3 protein-coding genes are annotated in these 2,223 nt (G+C 54.0%); 1 reads left to right on the top strand and 2 read right to left on the bottom strand.

All coding sequences use genetic code 11. The features are described from left to right. The coding region (locus L692_RS0122180) for a sulfurtransferase (protein ID WP_025702184.1) at positions 1 to 465 on the bottom strand (465 nt) is incomplete at its 3' end. A 79-nt stretch (positions 466 to 544) separates the two neighbouring features. Continuing rightward, the gene (locus L692_RS0122185; protein ID WP_025702182.1) at positions 545 to 925 is read right to left on the bottom strand and encodes a PilZ domain-containing protein; all 381 of its coding nucleotides are present in this window, start codon (positions 923 to 925) and stop codon (positions 545 to 547) included. Positions 926 to 1,138: 213 nt separating this feature from the next. On the opposite strand from L692_RS0122185, the gene L692_RS0122190 reads away from it, so the two are divergent. Next, positions 1,139 to 2,223, top strand: a 1,085-nt coding sequence (locus L692_RS0122190; RefSeq protein WP_025702183.1) for a cache domain-containing protein, incomplete at its 3' end; no start/stop codon positions are given.

The following is a 2,223-nucleotide window of genomic DNA, read 5'->3' on the forward strand; positions in this document are numbered from 1 at the left end:
GCTTGCCAGCATTTCCGGATGAAGCTCCGGCTCGTAATGGGTTGGAATGCGGACGGGCTGACTGTCGCTTACCGGGAACTCCGCCGCCTTCCACGCCGAGTAGCCTTCATCCATGACATAAACTTTATCGTGGCCCAGGTAGCGCAGCAGCCACCACAGTCTGGAAGCGAACGCGCCTCCCTGGTCATCGTAGGCGATGACAATGCTGTCCCGGCTAATACCCGCTTGGCCGAGCACGGCTGCGAGCAGGTCAGGCTCCGGAAGAGGATGGCGGCCGCCGTGTGCGCCAATAGGGGCGGATAATTGCTCCTCCAGATGCAAATAAACGGCTCCCGGAATGTGGTCTTTCAGGTAGGCTGCGCGACCAGCCTCGGGATCGGACAACAGAAAGCGGCAATCTGCAATCACCAGCTCGGGTTCATACAGCCGGGCCAGCAGCCAGCGTGTGGAAACGACAGAATCCATAATTTCAACCTTCCTCCCTATTTTACAAATAGATTAGAGCTACTTAGATGCAAAAAAAGACGGGCTATCCCGTCTTCCTCTAGCTGTCTTTCTCGGCCGAAGACACTGTCCAGAGATCAAGCTCGCTCGCCAGAATTTCTTCCTCTTCCGCAGTCAAGTCCAGTCTGACTCCGTACTGGTACTGTCCAAGGCCATACATCCATCCCCAGCGGACGCTTCCTGTGAACCGAAGCATGTTCTCGTTCAGCTTAAAATGAATGATGAGTCTGGTGTCTTTGGAGGTAAACCGGAGGTTTAATGAACTGCGAACCTTGCAGCCCGAACGGCTGAGATCGATCAGTACACCTTCGGTCTGCTTTCCCGCTCCGGGACCCGTGCTGCCCGCCGGCAGCTCCAGCAAGCAAGCAATCGGTTGATTCATGACATAACGGAATGGTTCTTTTCTACTGGAAGCGTCCATATTTTACCTCCGCCCATTTCTTATTAATTATAGCGAAAGGAGGGGTATAGGACAATCTACCTTAAATCCTAATTTGCATGAATTATTGCGCTTCACAATAGTCCGTTGTTTTCCGATATATGAATTAAAACGAAGGATGCGTCAAAATACAGTTGTCATTTTTCATAGTAGTCTTTTGGAACAGCACATATGACAAAGGGAGGAGTACACAGGGTGTCTATAAATTTGCGGACCATGCTCGCAGGCACGTTTGCAGCCGTGATTATTTTACTGACCGTGCTGCTCAGCTATTTGATTGGCCATGAATCCTCCAGGAACGCTGAAGCTGCCAACGGGAGATTGCTGGCGGAAGCGGCACACCAGATATCGTACAGCCTGGACCATTTCATGTGGGCGCGGGCCGGGGAAGTGGAGGTACTGAGCAAGCTTGAGGCTTTTCAGGAGCCTGCGGATCGGGAGGAGATTGCGGGACTTCTGAATCAACTGAAGGAAAGTCTGCCGGTATTCACCTGGGTGGGCTACACGGATGCAGAGGGCAAAGTTCTGTCGGCAACCGGAGGTGTTCTCGAAGGCAAGGGCATCGGGGAACAGCCAGTTTTTCTAAATGGAATCAAGGCCCCTTACATCGGAGACGTCCACGATGACGCGCTTTTGGGAGAGCTTCTGCCTAGTCCGGGGGGTGAACAGCCTCAATTTGTGGATATCGGAGTGCCTGTAAAGGACAAAAACGGACGGATATTAGGCATGCTGGCGGCTCAGCTCAGCTGGGAGTGGGCCCGTCAGGTCGAATCGGCTATGGCGGAGCCTCTCAAAGAACGGATGAAAGGCGCGGAGGTCTATGTCGTCAGCAAAGATGACAACCGGATTCTGCTTGGACCTGGCGGCCAGATTGGCCGGCGGATGCAGAATTCAGCGCTGCAGCTGGCGGGGCAGGGCCAAAGCTCCTGGCTCCTGGACGAGCAGAAGGGCAGCCAATCTTATTTAACCGGGTACGCCTATGGGGACGGCGATATGAACTATCCCGGTCTGGGTTGGTCCGTGATTATCCGGCAGCCGGCGGAAATCGCTTTAGCCTCTGTGCGGAAGCTGCAAAACAATATTGTTCTGTCGGGGATGGCCGTTGCCGTGCTGCTTGGCATTGCAGGTTGGCTCCTGGCCGGCTGGATTGTTCGTCCGCTTCAGCGTATCATCGAGAGCGCAGACCTGCTCAGCTCGGGGGCCAAGACGGAGATTCCGCTGTATAACCGGATTAAGGATTGGTCCATACTCTCCAGATCGCTGCACAATCTTGTCCATAA

It is taken from the genome of Paenibacillus forsythiae T98, assembly GCF_000520735.1.
Classification (GTDB): domain Bacteria; phylum Bacillota; class Bacilli; order Paenibacillales; family Paenibacillaceae; genus Paenibacillus_AQ; species Paenibacillus_AQ forsythiae.